At 77.2% G+C, this 18763-nt stretch carries 22 protein-coding genes; 15 read left to right on the top strand and 7 right to left on the bottom strand.

What is annotated here, in order from left to right; all coding sequences use genetic code 11:
* Both AC5FZL_RS08450 and AC5FZL_RS08455 read right to left on the bottom strand, forming a co-directional pair.
* A partial coding sequence (locus tag AC5FZL_RS08450) for a GNAT family N-acetyltransferase (RefSeq protein ID WP_493618130.1) occupies window positions 1–773 on the bottom strand: 773 nt, incomplete at its 3' end.
* Window positions 770–1084, bottom strand: a complete 315-nt coding sequence (locus AC5FZL_RS08455; protein ID WP_493618131.1) for a putative acetyltransferase — start codon at window positions 1082–1084, stop codon at window positions 770–772. The genes AC5FZL_RS08450 and AC5FZL_RS08455, both read right to left, overlap by 4 nt.
* 105 nt (window positions 1085–1189) lie before the next feature.
* Between AC5FZL_RS08455 and fdxA the strand changes: the two genes are divergently transcribed.
* The 3 genes from fdxA to AC5FZL_RS08470 all read left to right on the top strand — a co-directional run bounded on the left by fdxA (window position 1190) and on the right by AC5FZL_RS08470 (window position 4087).
* Entirely contained in the window at window positions 1190–1516 is a 327-nt protein-coding gene (gene fdxA / locus AC5FZL_RS08460; RefSeq protein ID WP_493618132.1) for a ferredoxin, read from the top strand.
* Between the two features lie 5 nt (window positions 1517–1521).
* Window positions 1522–2640, top strand: a complete 1119-nt coding sequence (gene dapC / locus AC5FZL_RS08465) for a succinyldiaminopimelate transaminase (protein ID WP_493618150.1) — start codon at window positions 1522–1524, stop codon at window positions 2638–2640.
* A 148-nt stretch (window positions 2641–2788) separates the two neighbouring features.
* On the top strand, window positions 2789–4087 hold the full coding sequence (locus tag AC5FZL_RS08470; RefSeq protein WP_493618151.1) for a citrate synthase: 1299 nt from the start codon (window positions 2789–2791) through the stop codon (window positions 4085–4087).
* A 34-nt stretch (window positions 4088–4121) separates the two neighbouring features.
* Here the strand turns inward: AC5FZL_RS08470 and AC5FZL_RS08475 are convergent, their stop codons facing one another.
* Window positions 4122–5027, bottom strand: a complete 906-nt coding sequence (locus AC5FZL_RS08475) for a hypothetical protein (RefSeq protein WP_493618152.1) — start codon at window positions 5025–5027, stop codon at window positions 4122–4124.
* 230 nt (window positions 5028–5257) lie between these two features.
* Window positions 5258–6202, bottom strand: coding sequence for a 2,3,4,5-tetrahydropyridine-2,6-dicarboxylate N-succinyltransferase (gene dapD, locus AC5FZL_RS08480; RefSeq protein ID WP_493618133.1), 945 nt, complete (start codon window positions 6200–6202; stop codon window positions 5258–5260).
* A gap of 40 nt (window positions 6203–6242) precedes the next feature.
* Here dapD and dapE point away from each other — a divergent pair, with 40 nt between their 5' ends.
* The gene (dapE, locus tag AC5FZL_RS08485) at window positions 6243–7340 is read left to right on the top strand and encodes a succinyl-diaminopimelate desuccinylase (RefSeq protein ID WP_493618134.1); all 1098 of its coding nucleotides are present in this window, start codon (window positions 6243–6245) and stop codon (window positions 7338–7340) included.
* A 107-nt stretch (window positions 7341–7447) separates the two neighbouring features.
* On the top strand, window positions 7448–8947 hold the full coding sequence (locus AC5FZL_RS08490; protein ID WP_493618153.1) for a malate:quinone oxidoreductase: 1500 nt from the start codon (window positions 7448–7450) through the stop codon (window positions 8945–8947).
* Between the two features lie 34 nt (window positions 8948–8981).
* Here AC5FZL_RS08490 and AC5FZL_RS08495 read toward each other — a convergent pair whose 3' ends face one another.
* From AC5FZL_RS08495 to AC5FZL_RS08505, 3 genes are all read right to left on the bottom strand, one after another.
* Complete coding sequence (locus tag AC5FZL_RS08495) at window positions 8982–9110, bottom strand: hypothetical protein (RefSeq protein WP_493618135.1); 129 nt, start codon at window positions 9108–9110, stop codon at window positions 8982–8984.
* Between the two features lie 60 nt (window positions 9111–9170).
* Window positions 9171–10001 carry an alpha/beta fold hydrolase gene (locus AC5FZL_RS08500; protein ID WP_493618137.1) on the bottom strand — a complete coding sequence of 277 codons (831 nt, stop codon included), beginning with the start codon at window positions 9999–10001 and terminating at the stop codon, window positions 9171–9173.
* A 264-nt stretch (window positions 10002–10265) separates the two neighbouring features.
* Window positions 10266–11576: an HNH endonuclease signature motif containing protein gene (locus AC5FZL_RS08505; protein ID WP_493618138.1), complete on the bottom strand. Its 1311-nt coding sequence runs from the start codon at window positions 11574–11576 to the stop codon at window positions 10266–10268.
* Window positions 11577–11751: 175 nt separating this feature from the next.
* Between AC5FZL_RS08505 and AC5FZL_RS08510 the strand changes: the two genes are divergently transcribed.
* The 10 genes from AC5FZL_RS08510 to sigE all read left to right on the top strand — a co-directional run.
* Window positions 11752–11994: a hypothetical protein gene (locus tag AC5FZL_RS08510; RefSeq protein WP_493618139.1), complete on the top strand. Its 243-nt coding sequence runs from the start codon at window positions 11752–11754 to the stop codon at window positions 11992–11994.
* Window positions 11995–12028: 34 nt separating this feature from the next.
* A complete protein-coding gene (locus tag AC5FZL_RS08515; protein WP_493618140.1) occupies window positions 12029–12649 on the top strand; it encodes an LOG family protein in 621 nt (206 codons plus the stop codon).
* A 52-nt stretch (window positions 12650–12701) separates the two neighbouring features.
* Window positions 12702–13025: a DivIVA domain-containing protein gene (locus AC5FZL_RS08520; RefSeq protein WP_493618142.1), complete on the top strand. Its 324-nt coding sequence runs from the start codon at window positions 12702–12704 to the stop codon at window positions 13023–13025.
* Window positions 13026–13028: 3 nt separating this feature from the next.
* The gene (locus AC5FZL_RS08525; RefSeq protein ID WP_493618143.1) at window positions 13029–13496 is read left to right on the top strand and encodes an SRPBCC family protein; all 468 of its coding nucleotides are present in this window, start codon (window positions 13029–13031) and stop codon (window positions 13494–13496) included.
* Complete coding sequence (locus tag AC5FZL_RS08530; protein WP_493618144.1) at window positions 13486–14130, top strand: DNA-3-methyladenine glycosylase I; 645 nt, start codon at window positions 13486–13488, stop codon at window positions 14128–14130. Before AC5FZL_RS08525 ends, AC5FZL_RS08530 begins: the two co-directional genes overlap by 11 nt.
* The gene (locus AC5FZL_RS08535) at window positions 14127–15407 is read left to right on the top strand and encodes a hypothetical protein (protein WP_493618145.1); all 1281 of its coding nucleotides are present in this window, start codon (window positions 14127–14129) and stop codon (window positions 15405–15407) included. Before AC5FZL_RS08530 ends, AC5FZL_RS08535 begins: the two co-directional genes overlap by 4 nt.
* Before the next feature lie 141 nt (window positions 15408–15548).
* Complete coding sequence (locus tag AC5FZL_RS08540; RefSeq protein WP_092866314.1) at window positions 15549–15716, top strand: DUF3117 domain-containing protein; 168 nt, start codon at window positions 15549–15551, stop codon at window positions 15714–15716.
* Between the two features lies 1 nt (window position 15717).
* Entirely contained in the window at window positions 15718–17373 is a 1656-nt protein-coding gene (locus AC5FZL_RS08545) for a leucyl aminopeptidase family protein (protein WP_493618146.1), read from the top strand.
* Window positions 17357–18052: an O-methyltransferase gene (locus AC5FZL_RS08550; protein ID WP_493618147.1), complete on the top strand. Its 696-nt coding sequence runs from the start codon at window positions 17357–17359 to the stop codon at window positions 18050–18052. The genes AC5FZL_RS08545 and AC5FZL_RS08550 overlap by 17 nt, the downstream gene beginning before the upstream one ends.
* Window positions 18053–18235: 183 nt before the next feature.
* Window positions 18236–18763, top strand: a 528-nt coding sequence (sigE, locus tag AC5FZL_RS08555) for an RNA polymerase sigma factor SigE (protein ID WP_493618148.1), incomplete at its 3' end; no start/stop codon positions are given.

An 18763-nucleotide genomic window follows, 5' to 3' on the forward strand; every position in this document is an offset into this window, starting at 1 on the left:
TGGTGGTCGGTGAACCCGGCGGAGGCGTACAGCGCCCGGGCGGCGGTGTTGTCCCAGGTCACCTGCAGGTAGGCCCTGCTCGCCCCGCTCCGCCGGCCCCAGTCCGCCAGGGCGGCCAGCAGCGCCCGGGCCAGCCCGCGGCGCCGGGCCGCGGGCAGCACCTCCACCGAGGTGATGCCGAGCCAGGCGCCGCCCGGCGACGGGGTCGTCGTGCCCCGCGCCACGGCGAGGGTGCGCCCGCCCTCCCGGACGGCGGCGAACGCGCGCACGGGCGAGGCGGTGAGCACGGCCAGGCCCTCCGGCGGCAGCACCTGGCCGCGGTAGCGGTAGAGCGCCTGCCAGTCCTCGTCGGGATCGGCGCTGAGCACCACCTCGGCGCCGGGCGGCAGCGCGGGGGCGGTCGGGAGCGCGCCGACCGGGGCGGTCATCACCGCGGTCTCGGTGTGGACCGACCAGCCCCGCCCGGCCAGCAGGGCGTCGAGCGCAGCGCCGTCCACGCCGTCGCCCGACACCGGTGCCGCCAGCCCGCGCGGCACCGCCACCTGGGGCACGAGGGCGCGCGCGGCGTAGAAGGCCTCGACCGCGTCGACGGCCGCGGGCAGCGCCAGCCCCGGGTCGCCGAGCGGCAGCGCGGAGTTGCCGCGGCCCGTGAAGCCCGCCGAGGCGCGCAGCAGCCACGCCCCGAGGTGCTCGACCTCCAGGGCCCGCCAGCCCTGCGCCATCACCGCCTCGAGCGCGAGCACGGGGTCGAGCGGGCCGGATCCGCCGGTCACGACGAGGAGGCCGGCGGGCGCTCCCCGCCGCGCGGGCCGCGCTCCCAGTGGACCGGACGGTCGGGAGAGGGCCGCTGCGGCGCCGGGGGCACCGGGCGCGCCGCGACGACGTCGGCCGCGGCCACCTCGACGACGACGCCGTCGGGCCGGCGCACGGCCAGGCCGTCGGCGTCCAGGCGCGCCAGGTCGCCCAGGACGTCGGTCGCGCGCCCGTCCGGCAGGCGGTGGCGCACGACGACGCGGGAGCCGACGTCCTGCAGGCGCAGGCGGACCAGGACGCCGCGCAGCGGGCGCTCCGGAGCAGGGGTCACGGGAACCACCCTGGAGGTGAGGTGGACGGAGGATCGGCAATACTAGGGACCGCTCCAGCAGCTCCCCGCGCACGCCGCCCCACCGGTCCACCAGAGAGGCCTCCCGTGACGTACGTCATCGCCCAGCCCTGCGTCGACCTCAAGGACCGGGCCTGCGTGGAGGAGTGCCCGGTGGACTGCATCTACGAGGGCGACCGGGCCCTGTACATCCACCCCGACGAGTGCGTGGACTGCGGCGCCTGCGAGCCGGTCTGCCCCGTCGAGGCCATCTACTACGAGGACGACGTCCCCGAGCAGTGGGCCGACTACACCACGGACAACGCCGTCTTCTTCGACGACATCGGCTCGCCCGGCGGCGCCGCGAAGATGGGGGTCATCCACAAGGACGGCCCGCTGGTGGCGGCCCTGCCGCCCCAGGCGCACGAGGACTGAGCGCGCTGAGCGGCTCGAGCACCTCGACGGACCGGTTCGCCGCGCTCCCGGACTTCCCCTGGGACGCGCTCGCCCCCGCCGCCGCCCGGGCGCGCGCCCACCCCGGCGGCGTGGTCGACCTCTCGATCGGCACCCCGGTCGACCCCACCCCCGCGCTCGTCCAGGAGGCGCTGCGCGCGGCGTCCGACGCCCCGGGCTACCCGCTGACCGCCGGCACGCCGGCGCTGCGCGAGGCGGTGGCGTCCTGGATGGGCCGCGTGCGCGGCGTGCCCGACCTGGACCCGGTCGCCGTGCTGCCCACGGTGGGCTCCAAGGAGCTCGTGGCGTGGCTGCCCACGCTGCTCGGCCTCGGCCCGGGCGACGTCGTCGCGCTGCCCGCCGTGGCCTACCCGACGTACGACGTCGGGGCGCGGATGGCCGGCGCCACCCCGGTGGCCGTGGAGCCGGGGGAGCGCCCGGGCGGGCGGGTGCGCCTGGTGTGGGTGAACTCCCCGTCGAACCCGACCGGCGAGGTGCTCGGCGTCGAGGCCCTGCGCGAGGTGGTGCGCTGGGCCCGCTCGGTGGGCGCCGTGGTGGCCAGCGACGAGTGCTACGCCGAGCTCGGCTGGGACGTCGCCGAGGTGCCGAGCGTGCTCGACCCGCGGGTGTGCGAGGGCAGCCACGCCGGGCTCCTGGCGGTGTCCTCGCTGTCGAAGCGCTCCAACCTGGCCGGGTACCGGGCCGGGACGGTCGTGGGCGACCCCGCGCTCGTCGCGCGGCTGCTGGCGGTGCGCAAGCACGCCGGGATGATCGTGCCCGCTCCCGTGCAGGCGGCGATGACGGCGGCGCTGGGCGACGACGAGCACGTCGCCGTGCAGCGCGAGCGCTACCGGGCCCGGCGCGAGGCGCTGCGGCCGGCGCTGGAGGCCGTGGGGCTGCGGGTGGAGGGCTCGGTCGCGGGCCTGTACCTGTGGGCGACGCGCGACGAGGACTGCTGGGACACCGTGGCCGACCTCGCCGACCTGGGGCTGCTCGTGGCGCCCGGGGCCTTCTACGGCACGGCGGGGGCGCGGCACGTGCGCCTGGCGATGACGGCCAGTGACGAGCGCATCGCTCAGGCGGTGGAGCGGCTGTCCGCGGCGTGAGGTGCCGGGCGACGCGCCCGGGAGCGGTTGGCGACCCGCGCTCGGGTGCGGGTAGCGTCCGGGCGGGCGTCGACGGCCGACCCGGCCTGGCGTCCCACGTGCCCCGCACCGGAGGAGCTGCTGGATGTCCGACCTCACGACCGGTCCCATGACCGCCGTCCCCGCCAGCTCGCCCTTCACGGTCGAGCATCCCGGCGGGCGGCTGCCGCTGCCGGTCGTGCCGGCCACGGAGGGCCAGGACGGCGTGGACGTCTCCGCGCTGCTGAAGCGGACCGGCTACGTCACGCTCGACCCCGGCTTCGTCAACACCGCCTCGTGCCAGTCGGCGATCACCTACATCGACGGCGACGCGGGGATCCTGCGCTACCGCGGCTACCCGATCGGGCAGCTCGCCGAGCAGTCCTCCTTCCTCGAGGTCAGCTACCTGCTCATCTACGGCGAGCTGCCGAGCGCGGAGCAGCTGGACGCCTTCACCAACCGGATCCGCCGCCACACGCTGCTGCACGAGGACCTCAAGCGGTTCTTCGAGGGCTTCCCGCGCGACGCGCACCCGATGCCGGTGCTGTCCTCGGCGGTCTCGGCGCTGTCGACCTTCTACCAGGACTCGCTCAACCCGCGCGACCCCGCCCAGGTGGAGCTGTCCACGTTCCGGCTCCTGGCGAAGCTGCCGACGATCGCGGCCTACGCGTACAAGAAGAGCGTCGGCCAGCCGATGCTCTACCCGGACAACTCCCAGGGCCTGGTGGAGAACTTCCTGCGGATGACGTTCGGCTTCCCGGCCGAGCCGTACGAGGTCGACCCGGTGATGGCGAAGGCGATGGACCTGCTCCTGGTGCTCCACGCCGACCACGAGCAGAACTGCTCCACCTCCACCGTGCGGATGGTGGGCTCCTCGGGCGCGAACCTCTTCGCCTCGGTCTCCGCGGGCATCCACGCGCTGTCCGGGCCCGCGCACGGCGGCGCGAACTCCGCCGTGCTCGACATGCTCGAGTCCATCCGCCGCGGCGACGACGACGCCGACTCCTTCATGGCCAAGGTCAAGGCCAAGGAGAAGGGCGTGCGCCTCATGGGCTTCGGGCACCGCGTCTACAAGAACTACGACCCGCGCGCGGCGATCGTCAAGAAGGCCGCGGACGACATCCTCGAGCGGACCGGCCCCAACGAGCTGCTCGACATCGCCAAGCGGCTGGAGGAGATCGCCCTCCGCGACGACTACTTCGTCGAGCGCAAGCTCTACCCGAACGTCGACTTCTACACCGGCCTGATCTACCAGGCGATGGGGTTCCCGACCCGCATGTTCACGGTGCTCTTCGCCCTGGGCCGCCTGCCCGGGTGGATCGCGCAGTGGCGCGAGGGCGTCGAGGACCCGCAGATGAAGATCAACCGGCCGCGCCAGGTGTACACCGGCGCCGTCGAGCGCGCCTACGTGCCGCTGTCGGCGCGCTGACCCGCGGCGGCGGCCACCGCGGCGCGGCCCCCGCTCACTCGACGGCCCCGCCGGCGACCACCACGACGGTGGCGCCGGGCGGGGCCAGGCGCTGCGCGGCCTCGCCGGTCAGCGTGGCCCAGCCGGCCTCGGGCTGGTCGCGGCGCCACTGACGTCCCTCGGTGCCCACGGCGACCACCTGGAGGTCGCGGGCGTGCGCCACCGCCCACTGGGCGGTGCTCCACGCCGAGCGGACGGCGTCCTCGCCGGTGGCGCCGGCGGTGCCGATCACGACCGCGGTGCCGCGGTCGGCGGGCGTGACGGGCATCGCGCCGCGCTCGGCCCGGACCCGGGCGACGACCTCCGACGCGCGCGGCCAGAGGCCGTCCTCGCCGACGGCCTGCGCGGTGACGTCGGTCACCGGCCGCAGCCGGCAGGTCAGCGAGGCGGGGGAGTGGCCGGTCAGCGCCGAGGCGTAGGCGCGGCCCTCGGGCTCGTGGTCGGCGTAGGCGCTGGGGTAGGCCGAGCGCTGCACCCGCTGGGCCACCTCGGTGATCGGCAGGTCCGTGTAGCCGTCGACCTGCACGAGCACGTCGTAGAAGGCGTTCGTGGCGTACACCGGGTCCTGCAGCTGCTCGGGGGTGCCCCAGCCCTGCGAGGGGCGCTGCTGGAACAGCCCGAGCGAGTCGCGGTCGCCGTAGGCGATGTTGCGCAGCTTCGACTCCTGGACCGCTGTCGCGATGGCGACCGTCGCCGCGCGCGCGGGCAGGCCGCGCTGCTGCGCGACCGCCGTGATCAGCGCCGCGTTGCCCGCCTGGTCCGGGGCGAGGTCGTGCTCGGCGCCCTCGGCGACGGCCGTGCACCGCTCGACGACGACGACGGGACCCGACGGCAGCACCTGCTGCACCGCCACCCACGCGCCGCCGACGAGGACGCCCACGACCACGAGGACGCCGAGCATCCGCGCCAGCGAGCCGCCCAGGCGCCGGCGGGTGGTGCCCGAGCCCCCGGTCGCGGAGGAGCGGGAGGAGCCGCTGCGCGCCGCGCGGCGGGACTCGGGGCTGGCCGCGGCGGAGCTGCGGGACGCGGTGCGCGACCCCGTGCGCGACCCGGTGCGCGAGCCGGCGTGCCGGGTGGAGCCCGGGCGGGCGGCGGTCCGGGTGGTGCCGGCGGCCCGGGAGGTCGGCCGGTTCAATTCGCGTGGAGGGCCGCGTTGAGCTCCACCCGCTGGGTGGAGCGGGGCAGCGCCTCGACGGCCCCCGTGGCGGAGTTGCGCCGGAAGAGCAGGCCGTGCGCGCCGGAGAGGTCGACGGCCTTGACCGTGCGGGCGCCGTCCTCTCCGTGCACGAGCACCTTGGTGGCCGCGGTGACGTACAGCCCGGACTCGACGATGCAGTCGTCGCCCAGGCTGATGCCGATGCCGGCGTTCGCGCCGACGAGGGAGCGGCGCCCGATCGAGATCACCTGCTTCCCGCCGCCGGACAGCGTGCCCATGATCGAGGCGCCACCGCCGATGTCGGAGCCCTCCCCGACGACGACCCCGGCCGAGACCCGGCCCTCGACCATCGACGTGCCGACCGTGCCGGCGTTGAAGTTCACGAAGCCCTCGTGCATCACCGTGGTGCCCTCGGCCAGGTGCGCGCCGAGGCGCACGCGGTCGGCGTCGGCGATGCGCACGCCGGCAGGGAGCACGTAGTCGGTCATCCGCGGGAACTTGTCGACGCCGAAGACCTGCACCGGGCCGCCGGCCACCCGCAGCCGCAGGCGGGTGGCCTCGAAGCCCTCGACCGCGCAGGGGCCGCGGTCGGTCCAGACCACGTTGGCCAGCACCCCGAAGATCCCGTCGAGGTTGAGCCCGTGCGGGGCCACGAGGCGCCAGGAGAGCAGGTGCAGGCGCAGGTAGGCGTCCGCGGCGTCGGCCGGGGCGGCGTCCAGGTCGACGACCGTGCGCACGACCTCGGTGACCACGCCGCGCGCCGGGTCCTCGCCGGCGAGGGAGGCGAGGTCCGCCGGCACCGAGTAGGGGCCGTCGTCCGCCGGTGGCTCGCCCAGCGCGGGGGAGGGGTACCAGGTGTCGAGCACCGTCCCCTCGGGCGTGCGGGTGGCCAGGCCGTGTCCCCATGCGCTGCGGCTCATGGGCACCAGGGTAGGCGGGGACGCCCGTACTGTCGGCGGTATGAGCAGCCCGGCCCCCGCCCCCCTGGACCTGTCCGGGGACGTCGTCGACCTCGCCCGGGCGCTGTGCGACGTGCCCTCCGTCAGCGGCGACGAGCGGGCCGTCGCCGACCTCGTCGAGGCCGCGCTGCGCGGCCGCGCCCACCTGGAGGTGCTGCGCGACGGCGACGCGGTGGTCGCGCGCACGGCGCTGGGGCGGGCGGAGCGCGTGGTCGTCGCAGGCCACCTGGACACCGTGCCGATCGCCGGGAACGTCCCCTCGCGCCTGGAGGGCCACGGCGACGCTGCCGTGCTCGTCGGGCGCGGCAGCGTGGACATGAAGTCCGGGGTCGCCGTCCAGCTCGCCGTGGCCGCCGCCGTGGCCGAGCCCGTGCGCGACGTGACCTGGGTCTTCTACGACCACGAGGAGGTCGACTCCTCCCTCAACGGCCTCGGCCGCCTCGCCCGCGAGCACCCCGAGTGGCTCGCGGGCGACTTCGCGGTGCTCTGCGAGCCGACGTCGGCGGCGGTCGAGGGCGGCTGCAACGGGACGCTGCGCGCGGAGGTCGTCGTCCACGGGCGCGCGGCGCACGCGGCGCGGTCGTGGATGGGCCTCAACGCCGTCCACGCCGCCGGCGACGTGCTCGCGCGGCTGTCGGCCTACCGCCCCCGGCGGGCGGAGGTCGACGGGCTGGTCTACCGCGAGGGGCTCAACGCCGTCGGCATCCGCGGTGGGGTGGCCGGCAACGTCATCCCGGACGAGTGCGTGGTCACGGTCAACTTCCGCTTCGCGCCCGACCGCAGCCCGGTGCAGGCCGAGGCGCACGTGCGGGAGGTCTTCGCGGGCTTCGACGTGCGGGTCACGGACGCCGCCCCGGGCGCCCGCCCCGGCCTGGACCACCCGGCCGCGGCGGCGTTCGTCGCCGCGATCGGGGGCGAGCCGCGCGCCAAGGAGGGCTGGACCGACGTCGCCCGCTTCTCCGCGCTGGGCGTGCCGGCCGTCAACTACGGCCCCGGCGACCCGCTGCAGGCCCACACCGACGGCGAGCGCTGCCCGGCCTCGGAGGTGCGCGCCTGCCAGCGGGCGCTGACGGCGTGGCTCACCGGCGCGCCGGCCTGACGCCACCCGCCGCACCCCCCGCTCGCGCCCGGGGGGCGCAGGACGACAATGGCCCGGCCCGCCAGCGCTGGCGGCTCCGGGATCCGCGCCCACACCGGGAGGACACGCTGTCCAGTCCGAACGCCTCGTCCCCGAACGACGCGTCCCCCGACGTCGTCCTCGTCGGTGGCGGCATCATGAGCGCGACCCTGGCCGCCCTGCTGGGGCTGCTGCAGCCCGACTGGACCGTCCAGCTCTTCGAGTCCGCCGACGCCGTGGGCGAGGAGAGCTCGGGGCCGTGGAACAACGCGGGCACCGGCCACGCGGCGCTGTGCGAGCTCAACTACACGCCGATGGGCCCCGACGGGCGGGTCGACCCCGCCAAGGCCGTCGGCATCAACGAGCAGTTCCAGGTCTCGCGCCAGTTCTGGGCCTCCCTGGTGCGCGCCGGGCTGACCGGCTCGCCGAGCGAGTTCATCACCTCGGTGCCGCACGTCAGCTTCGTCACGGGCGAGGACGGCCAGCGGTACATGCGCGCCCGCTACGAGGCCCTGGCGCCGCAGACGCTCTTCGCCGGCATCGAGCACACCGAGGACCCCGCCGTCCTCGCCCGGTGGATCCCGCTGATGATGGACGGCCGCGACCCGTCCGAGCCGGTGGCCGCCACTCGCTCGGAGGCCGGCACCGACGTCAACTTCGGCAAGCTCACCGGCCTGCTGCTCGACGCCGCCGTGGCGCGCGGCGTCGAGGTGCACCTCGCCACCCGCGTGCGCGGGCTGCGGCGCGGCGGCGACGGGCGCTGGGAGGTCGGCGTCCAGGACAAGCGCAGCGGGGCCGCGCGGACGGTGCGCGCGCGCTTCGTCTTCGTCGGCGCCGGCGGCGGGGCGCTGTCGCTGCTCCAGGGCTCGGGCATCAAGGAGATCCGCGGGTTCGGCGGCTTCCCGGTCAGCGGCCAGTTCCTGCGCACCCGCGACCCCGCCCTGACCTCCCGGCACGCCGCGAAGGTCTACGGGCAGGCGAAGATCGGGGCGCCGCCGATGTCGGTGCCGCACCTGGACCTGCGCCTCGTCGACGGCGAGCGCTCGCTGATGTTCGGGCCCTACGCCGGGTTCTCGCCCAAGTTCCTCAAGCAGGGGTCGTTCCTGGACCTGCCGCTGTCGGTGAAGCCGCACAACCTCGGCTCCATGCTCGGGGTGGCCCGCACGAACATGGCGCTCACCCGCTACCTCATCGGGCAGGTGCTGCAGTCGAAGGGCGCCCGCCTGGAGGCGCTGCACGAGTTCGTCCCGAGCCTGGACGGCAGCGACTGGGAGCTCATCACCGCCGGCCAGCGGGTGCAGGTGATCAAGCAGGACGCGCGCGGGCGCGGCGTCCTGCAGTTCGGCACCGAGCTGGTCACCGCCGCCGACGGCTCCATCGGTGGCCTGCTGGGCGCCTCGCCCGGGGCCTCCACCGGCACCTCGGCCATGCTCACCCTGCTCGAGCGGTGCTTCCCCGACCGGATCGACGGCTGGCGGCCGCTGATCCAGGAGGTCATCCCCTCCTACGGCACGAAGCTGTCCGACGACCCGGCGCTCGCCGAGCGGGTGCGGGCGGAGACGGCTGCGACGCTGCAGCTGACCGCCTGACCCCGCCCGGCGAGCGCCCGCGCGGGCGCTGGGCTCAGTCGGCCAGCGCGACGGCGCCGTGCCCCCGCGGGCACATGAGGATGCGGGTCGGGCCGGTGAGCAGCGGCATGAGCCGGACCTCGGGGGCGGTGTCGCAGCGGTCGCAGCGGTTCGTCGTGTCCATGCCCGGACGGTAGGCGCGCGGAGCGCCCGCGGAGCGGCGCCACACCGCAGGCGGCTCGCCTCAGCCGGCGTGGTGGAGCAGCCAGTCCAGCGCCGCCGGGCACGCCTCGAGCACCGAGACGTGGCCGTCGTCCGGGCGGAGCCACACCTCGGCGTGCGGCAGCGCGCGCCGCAGCAGCTCGGCGTGGGCGGGCGGGACCATCCGGTCCTGGCCGCCCTGGACGAGCAGCACCGGCGCGCTGACCACCGCGAGGTCGACGCCCCAGGGCGAGACGTACGCCACGTCGTCGTCGACGAGCCCGTCCGGCCCCGCCTGCCCGGCGCGCTGCGAGTCCTCCCCGAGCGACGACCAGGGGCCCTCCAGGGCCGCCCAGTCCGCGGCGGTGAAGACCTCGGGGTCGAACTCGTCCGTCTCCGCGTAGCGGGCGCGGGCCTCGCGCCCGGCGAGCGCTGCGCGCAGCGCGCCCGGAGCGGCCATGCCCGCGAACCAGTCGCTGCCGCCGGGGTGGGGGGCGATGCTCGCCAGGCACACGACGCCGGTCACGCGGTCGGGCAGCAGCGCGGCGCAGGCCAGGGCGTGCGGGCCGCCGCCGGAGGCGCCCATCGTGGCGAACCGGTCGAGGCCCAGGGCGTCGGCCACCTGCGCCACGTCGGCCGCCGCAGAGGCGACGTCGCGGCCCGGGCGCGGCGTGGAGCCGCCGTAGCTGGGCCGCCCGTAGGACACCAGCCGCACGGACCGCTGCTCGCAGGCGGCCAGCAGCGGCGGCAGCAGGGCGCCGGTCTGGGGCGAGCCGTGGTGCCAGACGACGGTGAGCGCCCCGGAGGAGGGCCCGGAGTCGTTGACGCGCAGCACGCGGCCGTCGTCCAGGGGCACGTCCCGCTCGGTGACCATGGGGGGAGGCTAGGGCTGTCGGGCTGGCGGCGGCACGGGCGCGCTCGGGCGCAGGGTGGCTCCCGCGTCGTCCCCGCCCGGTGCCGCCCGAGTGGCCGCTCCCGCGCTGCGCGCGGTGCTCGTCGCCCTCGGGGCGGCGCCGACCACCGCCAGCAACGACAGCGTCCTGCGCTTCTGCGCCGTGTGCTGGGCCCAGGGGCCGCCGGCCCCGCACAGCGCTGAGGAGGGGTGCCCAGGCGGTCGACGCGAGGCGGGTGCCCCCGGTCACGCCGCGCGGGCCCTCCACCGCTCGACCAGGCGGTCCAGCGCGGGCACCCAGGGCGGCGGCGGCACCTGCGGCGCCGCGCGGTCGGGCGGGTGCCAGACCACCTGCGCCCCGGCGAGCTCGCCGCGCCAGCCGCGGCGGTGGACCAGGCGGTGGTGGAAGCCGCACAGCGCCGTCCCGTTGCGCTCGCTGGTGGCGCCACCGGCGCCGTAGGCCACCAGGTGGTGCACCTGGCACCACGACGTCGGGCGACCGCAGCCGGGGAAGGTGCAGCCGCCGTCGCGGAGGAGGATCGCGGTGCGGATCCGGTCCGGGAAGGCGTAGACGGTGCGACCCACGTCCAGCGGTGACCCGTCGACCGCGACGAGCACGGGCACCACCTCGGCGTCGCAGGCCAGCTGCTGCACGGTCGTCACCGAGGCGGGGTGCCCGCCGGGCAGGGTGCCGGGCGCCGCTCCGGGTGCGAGCGGGTCGAGCACCGTGGCCGCGGGCACCGTCACCACCAGCCGGGGCCGGGACGCCGTCGACCCGGTCTGGCCCGCCAGCCACGCGTCGGCCAGCTGGGTCAGGGCGTCGGCCCGGCGCTGCGGGGCGCTGCGCCGGTCGGGCGTCCCGCCCACCGCGGGCAGCGGGGCGGAGAGCGCGTCGAGGGCGGCGGCCACCGTCGCGCCGGCCACCGGGTCGAGGGTGCCGGCGAGGTGCCAGACCCCGTCGTCGTCCTGGGTGCAGCGCACCTCCCGGCGGACCGCGGCGACGTCCTCGTCGCGGGCGAGCCGCTGCTCGGCGTCCTCGTGCAGCCGGGCGCGCAGGTGCCGGCCGGCCTTGGCCAGGTGCGCAGGATCGAGCACGGCGGCCTGCTCCACGAGGAGGCGCTCCGCCTCGGCGCGGGTGCCGGCCTCCACCCGCGGGTCGAGGCTCGTCATCACGCGCCGCACCACCGAGGCGTGGTCGAGGCTGAGGTCGCCCGCCGCCAGCGCGGCGCCGGTGGCGGCCAGCGGGCCGTCCAGCGCCACGGCGAGGGTCACCCGCTCGCTCGCGCGCTCGGGCCGCATCCCCGCCTCGGCGGCCAGCCACGCGGCCGTGCTCACAGCGCCCGGGCCGTCGCCCGCACGGCGCTCGTGGGCCTCGGCGAGCAGCCGCAGCCGTGCAGCCTCCAGCCGGGCGGCCTGCCGCTCGAGCTCGACCACGCGCGCCCGCACGTCGGCGTCCGAGCACTGCCACCAGGGAGCGGCGAGCAGCGCGTCGACGGCGGCGGACAGCGCAGGGACGGCGTCCGCGGGGCCACGTCCACCGCCCGCCGTCGTCGTCATGGGCCCACGGTAGGGGCCACCACCGACAGTCCGGGAGCGCCGATCATGCTGCTGACCTGCAACGACGTGCAGGGATCCCACGATCACGGCCGGGGTGCGGGGGAGCGGCCCAGGGGCTGCCCGGACGGGTCAACGCGGGGTCGACGCGGAGGGGGCCCCGGGTCGACACTGGCGCATGCGCACCTCGCCCGCACCGACGCGCGGCGCCGTGATCGCCGACCGCGACCGGCCCGCCCGAGCCCTGCGCATCTCCGCCCACCCCGAGGTCGGGCTGGTCGTGCTGAGCATCTGGGACGGCGCCCGCTGCGTGACGACGGTCCGCCTGGCCCCGCAGGACGTGCCCGACGTCCTCAAGGCCCTCTCCGCCGCCTCGGTGATCACCGCCACGGGCGCCGTGGTGGCGGCCACCGCCTGCTGAGGAGCTGACCGGGCCTCCTGGCACGCTGGGGGCCATGGCTGCTGTCGCGGTGTACTGCTCCGCCTCCGAGCGGATCGACGCCGCCTTCCCCGCCCTGGCGGCCGAGGTCGGCGCCCTGCTCGCCGAGCGCGGCCACTCGCTCGTCTCCGGCGGGGGATCGGTGTCGATGATGGGCGCCGTCGCCCGCGCGGCCCGCGCCGGCGGGGCGCACACCCTCGGGGTGATCCCGCGCGAGCTCCTCGCCCACGAGGTGGGCGACCTCGACGCCGACGAGCTCGTGGTCACCGACGGCATGCGCGAGCGCAAGGGCCTCATGGACGCCGCCGCCGACGCCTTCCTCATCCTGCCGGGTGGGCTGGGCACGCTCGAGGAGCTGCTGGAGGTGTGGTCGGCCCGCGCCCTGCGGCTCCACGCCAAGCCGGTGGTCGTGTGCGACCCGACCGGGGTGCTGGCGCCGCTGCGCGAGGTCGTCGAGCACCTCGTCGCGCTCGGCTTCGTGCACCGCGCGGCGGCCGCCGACGTCGTGTGGACGGCGTCGGCGGCGCAGGCCCTCGACGCCGTGGAGGAGGGGCTGCGCACGGGCCACCCCGCCCCACCGGACGCCGAGGGCGCCAGGGCCGAGGCCGTCCAGGAGGGCCTGGAGTCGCTGCCGTGACCGGCGCCGTCGCCGGAGCGGGGGCCCAGGTCGCCGTGGCACCATCGGCGGCGTGAGCCTGTTCCTGCTCCTCCTCGTCCTGGCGGTGGTCGGCGTCGTCGGCGCCGTCGCCGCGGGCCTGGTCGGGGGCGGCCTGGCCGCGCCGCCGAGCACCAGCGGCCACCGCCCGCTGCCGCCCGGCCCGCTCACCCCCGGCGACGTCGACGCCCTGACCTTCTCCCGGGCCCTGCGGGGCTACCGGATGGACGAGGTGGACGCCGTCCTCGCCCGGCTGCGGGCCGAGCTGGCGGAGCGCGAGGCGCTGCCCGTCGCCCGGCCTGCGGCCCAGCCCGCGAGCCGGCCCGCGCCTCCGGCGGCCCTCGAGGGCGAGGGCTGAGCCGTGGCCCGCTTCACCGCCACCCGGGAGGTGGCCGCCCCGGTGGAGGCGGTCTGGGCCCGCGTCACCGACTGGGGCGCCCACGGGCGCTGGGTGCCGCTGACCGCGATGACCGTGACCCGCGACACCGGCGGCGTCGGCACCACCTTCGTGGGCCGCAGCGGCGTGGGCCCCGCGGCCTTCGACGACCCGCTGGAGGTCGTGCGCTGGGAGCCGCCGACGGCCACCCGCGCCGGCACGGCCGGCCTGGTGCACCGCGGCCGGGTCGTGCTGGGCACCGCCGAGGTGCAGGTGGTGCCGCTGCCGGGCGGGCGCAGCCGCGTGCGCTGGACCGAGGACCTGTCGCTGGTCGACGAGCGCCTCAGCCGCGCCATCACCCTGCCGCTGGTGCTGGGCGGGCGGGCCTCCTTCGGCCTCGTGCTCGCCCGCATGGCCCGCGAGGTGGAGGCCGAGCAGACCCGTGCCGCCTGAGCCGCCTGCGGGCGCCCCCGCGCTGCCCGGGCCGGACGGCGTCCTGCGCTGCCCGTGGGCGGCGACCGGGCCGGAGGACTACCGCGCCTACCACGACGAGGAGTGGGGCCGCCCGGTGCGAGGGGAGGCCGCGCTCTTCGAGCGCCTCGTCCTCGAGGGCTTCCAGTCGGGGCTGTCGTGGCTGACCATCCTGCGCAAGCGCCCCGCCTTCCGGGCCGCCTTCGCGGGCTTCGACCCCGAGGCCGTCGCCGCCTTCGACGCGGACGACGAGGCGCGCCTGCTCGCCGACGCCGGCATCGTGCGCAACCGCGCCAAGGTCCGCGCGACGATCGGCAACGCCCGCGCGGTCATGGCGCTGCGCGCCGCGGTGCCCGGCGGGCTCGAGGGGCTCCTGGACGCCGTCCTGGCCGAGCACCCGCCCGACCCCGCCGCGCCGGTGACCACCGCCGACGTCCCGGCGCGCACGCCCACGAGCACCGCCCTGGCGAAGGCGCTGTCCCGGCACGGGTTCGCCTTCGTCGGCCCGGTCACCGCCCAGGCCCTGCTGGAGGCGGTCGGCCGCGTCGACGACCACCTGGCCGGCTGCGCGTTCCGCGGCTCGGCGCGCGCGGGCCTGCCCGGGTCCCCGGGGTGAGCAGGCCGCTGGACGCAGCGGTGGAGGGCGGCCTGCAGCGCGCCCTGGCCGCGCGCGACCGTGCGGGGCGGGCCGCCGCGGACCACGCGCGCATCGCCGGTGCAGCCCTGGTGGCCCTGCCGGCCGGGGCGCAGGCCCTGCTCGTCTGGGCCGCCTCCCGCCTGCTCACGACGGTGATCACGCTGTGCGTGGAGCCGTGGCAGGAGGCGAACCTGTGGACGCCGGCCGCGCCCGGCTACGGCGCCTTCACCGCCGACCTGTGGGACGCCACCTGGTACCGCTCGATCGCCGAGCACGGCTACCCGCTGCCGCTGCCGCGGGGGGAGGACGGCGCCGCGCTGCAGAGCGAGTGGGCCTTCTACCCCGCCTACCCGCTGCTGGTGCGCGCGGTCATGGAGGTCACCGGCAGCTCCTGGCAGGTCGCGGCCCCCACGACGGCGCTCGTGCTGGGGGCGCTCGCGGCGGTGGTGCTGCTCCACCTCTTCCGCGCCGTCGCAGCCCCGCCGGCCGCGCTCGCCGGGCTCGCGCTCGTCCTCGTCTTCCCCTCGGCGGCGCTGCTGCAGTACGCCTACACCGAGGCCCTCGCGCTGCTGGTGCTGTCCGCGGCGCTGCTGGCGCTGGTGCGACGGCGCTACGCGTGCTGCGCGGCCGCCGTCCTGCTGCTGGGCGCCACGCGCGCCGTCGCGCTGCCCTTCGTCGCCGTCGTCCTCGTGCACGCTGCGCTGCGCTGGCGGGCCTCCCGGACGCCCGTGCTGCCCTCCGACGCCTTCCCCGGGCGCGAGCGCGCGGGCCTCGCGGGGCTGGCGCTGGTCTCGGTGGTCTCCGGCGTCGCCTGGCCGCTCGTCGTCGGCCTCGCGAGCGGCGAGCTCGACGCCTACACCCAGGTCCAGGGAGCCTGGCGCAGTGGCCCCGTGGTGCCGGTGCTGCCGTGGCTGACCGCCTCCCAAGTGGTGCTGGGGCCTTGGGGTGGGCCCGCCGCCCTGGTCGTGGGGGTGGCCGCCCTGGTGTGCTGGTGCACCGGTCCCCGGGCGCGGGCGATGGGTCCGGAGCTGGTCACCTGGGTGCTCGCGCAGGCCGCCTACCTGCTGCTCGTCGTGGACCCGTGGACCTCCACGGTCCGGTTCTGGCTGCTGCAGGCGCCGCTGGCGCTGCTCGTGGCCACCTCGGTGCGGTCACGCGCCCACCTGACCACCTGGATCGTCGCCAGCGCGCTGCTGCAGGTGGTGTGGGTCGCCTGGCTGTGGCGGTTCACCCCGCCCAGCGACTTCGCCCCCTGACCCGCCGGTTTCCTCCCGCCCTGCGGCGATGGGATGATGACCTCGTACGCGGTGCCGCTCGACGGCGCCGCTCCACCGTCCCGCACGCCACCGGTCGCCCGGCGGCGCCCGCGGGCCTGGACCAGGAAGAGGGGTCACCACATGGCCGCCATGAAGCCGAGGACGGGTGACGGTCCGCTCGAGGTCACCAAGGAGGGTCGCGGCATCGTCATGCGCATGCCGCTCGAGGGCGGTGGCCGCCTGGTCGTGGAGATGTCGCCGGACGAGGCGAACGCCCTCGGGGACGCCCTCAAGACCGCCGCGGGCTGAGGTGGCGCGCAGCCCCCAGGAGCTGGGCTCCACGGGATCCGGCGCGCCGGCGGGCGTGCTGGTCGGCCCCCGGGCCGACCAGCCCCTGCCGCAGCTGCGGGCCGTGGCCGACCGGGCCCTGGCCCTGGCCGCCGGGGCCGACGTCCTGGCCGTGCCGGTCGCTCCCGGCCGGGCGGGCGAGAGCACCGGTGACGGCGCGGAGGGCGTGCAGCCGCGCGCCGGTGCCGTCGACGCGGTGCTGGCCTACGGCATCGACCTGGCCGGGGTCTGCGACAGCGCCTCCTTCACCGCCTCCGCCGGTGCGGTGCTGGCCCTGCCCGGCGCCGGCCCGCACGGCGCCGAGGGCGGCGCCTCCGGGAGCGCCGGCGCCCTGCCGCCCGTGCTGGTGCTGGTCGGGATCGGCGACGCCACCCCGCTCGAGCTGCGCCGCGCCGGCGCCGCCCTGGCCCGCGCGGTCCGCGGCCGCGACCGCGTGGTCACCACGGCCGTCGCGGACGCCGACCCCGCCGGGGTGCGCGCCTTCGCCGAGGGGTTCCTGCTCGCCTCCTCCACCCCGCCGCGCACCGGCCTCGGCACCGGTCGAGCCAGCGGCCCGCGCCCGCCCGCGAGCACCGTCGTGCTGCTCGGCTGCACCGCCGAGGGCGAGCTCGAGCGCGCGGCCGTCGACGCCCGCGCCGCCTGGCGCGTCCGCGACCTGACCGACACGCCCTCCTCCACGAAGACCCCGGCCTGGGTGGCCGAGCAGGCCCGGGCGCTGGCCGCTGAGGTGCCCGGCGTCGCGGTCGACGTGCTCGACGAGCACGAGCTCGCGGCCCAGGGCTTCGGCGGGCTGCTCGCGGTCGGCTCCGGCTCGGCCAGCGCGCCGCGCCTGGTGCGCGTGAGCTGGGAGCCGCCGCTGCCGCCGTCCGCGCTGCCGCGCCACGTCGTGCTCGTGGGCAAGGGCATCACCTTCGACAGCGGCGGCATCTCGCTCAAGCCGCGCGAGTCCATGGTGACGATGAAGACCGACATGGCCGGGGCCGCCGCCGTGCTGGCGGCCGTGCTCGGCGCCGCCGAGCTGGGCCTGCCGCACCGGGTCACCGCGCTGCTGCCGCTGGCCGAGAACGCCATCGGCGCGGCGTCCTACCGCCCGGGCGACGTGGTGACCGTCCACGGGGGCACCACCGTGGAGGTGGTCAACACCGACGCCGAGGGGCGGATGGTGCTGGCGGACGCCCTCGCGCACGCCGACGCCGCTCTCGCCCCGGACCTGCTGGTCGACGTCGCCACCCTCACTGGTGCGGCCGCGCTCGGGCTGGGCGTGCGCCACGCGGCGCTGTTCAGCGGCGACGACGCCCTGGCCGCCGCCCTGCTGCAGGCGGGGCAGGAGACCGGCGAGCGCCTCTGGCGGATGCCGCTGGTCGAGGACTACCGCCCGGCCCTGGACAGCTCGGTGGCCGACCTGCGCCACACCGCCGACCCCAGCCCGGGGGCCGGCGCGGTCGTCGCGGCCCTCTTCCTGCGGGAGTTCACCGGCTCGCGCGCCTGGGCCCACCTGGACATCGCCGGGCCCGCGCGCGCCGACAAGGACGAGCACGAGGTGGTGCGCGGGGCGACCGGCTTCGGCGCCCGGCTGCTCCTGCGCTGGCTGGAGGGCCTCGGTGCTCCCCGGCGCTAGGGTCGAGCGCTCCCGCCGGACGCCAGGAGGCGACACCATCAACGCCAAGAACCCCAAGGCCGCCAACTGGCAGTACGCCGAGAACTTCGTCCCCGCCAGCGACGCCGTCGAGCGCGCCACCGGGCGCGCCCGCGAGCTCGGGATCGGGTGCGTCGGGCCCGGTGCGGGAGCCGTGCTCCAGGCGATGTGCGCGGCCGCGGGCGCGCGCTCGGTGGTCGAGGTCGGCACCGGGGCGGGCGTCAGCGGCCTGTGGATGCTCGGCGGGATGCCGCGCGACGGCGTCCTCACGACGATCGACGTCGAGGTCGAGCACCTGCGCGCGGCGCGGGCGGCCTTCGCCGAGGAGGGCGTGCGCGGCGGGCGGATCCGCGGCATCACCGGCCGCGCGACCGACGTCCTGCCCCGCCTCACCGAGGGCGGCTACGACCTCGTGCTCCTCGACGCCGACCCGCTGGGCACCGCGGCCTACCTCGACCGCGCGGTGCGGCTGCTGCGCCGCGGGGGCGTGCTGGCCGTGGGCGGGGCCCTGGCCGGCGACCGCGTCGCCGACCCCGCCCAGCGCGACCCGGTGACCACCGCGGTGCGCGAGCTCGGCAAGGAGCTCCGCGCCCACGAGGACCTCCTGCCGGCGATGCTGCCCAGCAGCGACGGCCTGCTGCTCGCCGTCCGCAAGCGCTGACGCCCCCGCGCCAGCGCCGACGTCCCCGCGCCCGCGCCGCGGCCCAGCGCAGGTGCGGCGCGGTGCGTCTGCGCGCACACTCTGGGTGAGCGGCATCACACCGCCTTCCCAGGCCCCTCCCAGCGGACGGGGCCACAGTGGGGCATCCGGTGCAAGCGGGGCCGGTCACCCAGGGGAGCAGCGATGGCAGCACGGGCAGGACACGAGCCGCAGGTCCAGGCCGTCGAGGCCTGGTCGCCGCCGTCCTGGGAGGACGTCGTGCGCCAGCACTCCGCCCGGGTCTACCGCCTCGCGCTGCGCCTGACCGGGAACCAGCACGACGCCGAGGACCTCACCCAGGAGGTCTTCGTGCGCGTCTTCCGCTCGCTGTCGGACTACGTGCCCGGCACGTTCGAGGGCTGGCTGCACCGGATCACGACCAACCTCTTCCTCGACCAGGCGCGGCGCCGCCGGCGGGTGCGCTTCGACGCGCTCACCGACGAGGCCGCCGCGCGCCTGCCCGACGCCGGCCCCGGTCCCGAGCGCGCCTTCGAGGGCGCGCACCTCGACCTCGACGTGCAGGCGGCGCTGGAGCGGCTCTCGCCCTCCTTCCGCGCGGTGGTCGTCCTCGCCGACCTCGAGGGCCTGTCCTACGAGGAGGTGGGGCGGGTGCTGGGCCTCAAGCTGGGCACGGTCCGCTCCCGCCTGCACCGCGCGCGCGCCCAGCTGCGC

The sequence above is a fragment of the Quadrisphaera sp. DVD1 genome (assembly GCF_058932755.1).